Genomic DNA, 896 nt, shown 5'->3' on the forward strand with positions numbered 1-896 from the left:
CAAGGTAGCCGTAGGGGAACCTGCGGCTGGATCACCTCCTTTCTAAGGAAGATGTCTCATCACGGACGTTCCGTTGCCCAAAAAGTTGTATGACTTTTTGGGTAAGCTAACGGAACCATGTATAGACTTCTTGTTAGAACAAAGATTGCAGGCCAGTCAGCCTGACAATCGTGCATACAATGCGCGGACTGCCGCCTACGTTTCTCTTTCTTTGATGTTTTTGTAAGCGCTCACGCACGTGCGGTCCTTTGGACCTGTGCTCCGCGAGGGCGCGGCACGAGCCGCGACGGCCGGTCGGCCTATGATTGGGTGACCTACCGTCTAAGGACGGGCGCACGGCACGAGCTGCGACGCGTAAGCGCGCTGCGTTTGACGGTTTTGCTGTCAAATCAGGGCTTGTAGCTCAGTTGGTTAGAGCGCGCGCTTGATAAGCGTGAGGTCGGAGGTTCAAGTCCTCCCAGGCCCACCATCTTCATCGCTTACGCATGTACGGTCCTTCGGACCTGTGCTGCGCGGGCACGCGGTGTCAGCCGCGACGGCCGGTCGGCCTTGCGAAGCTTTGCTTCGCAGTGCCGATTGACAGATGAGGTTTACCATACCTTACGGGGGCGTAGCTCAGCTGGGAGAGCACCTGCTTTGCAAGCAGGGGGTCGTCGGTTCGATCCCGTCCGCCTCCACCAAGGTTCTTGTCTTTGGCAAGGTTCTGGTTGAAATCAAAAGCATCATTTAAAGAACCATGTTTGCAGACATTTGGCTTAGAGCCTGATGTTTTGCGTGTTCTGTATGAAATTGTGAAGAGAAGATAAGTTCGGATTATTCCGGATGTTCAAGGGTTTGCGCCTTTTGGTGCTGATCTGCAGGCCTTATGGCCGTGAACGCCGGGTAATGTCGTCAGG

At 54.7% G+C, this 896-nt stretch carries 2 tRNA genes; both read left to right on the plus strand.

The features are described from left to right. Window positions 1–392 precede the first annotated feature (392 nt). Window positions 393–469 (plus strand) — tRNA-Ile (locus ABKW30_RS29240). 135 nt (window positions 470–604) lie between these two features. Beyond that, window positions 605–680: transfer RNA gene (locus ABKW30_RS29245), tRNA-Ala, on the plus strand. The last annotated feature ends 216 nt before the right edge of the window (window positions 681–896 follow it).

This window comes from Phyllobacterium sp. SB3 (assembly GCF_040009165.1).
Lineage (GTDB): Bacteria > Pseudomonadota > Alphaproteobacteria > Rhizobiales > Rhizobiaceae > Phyllobacterium.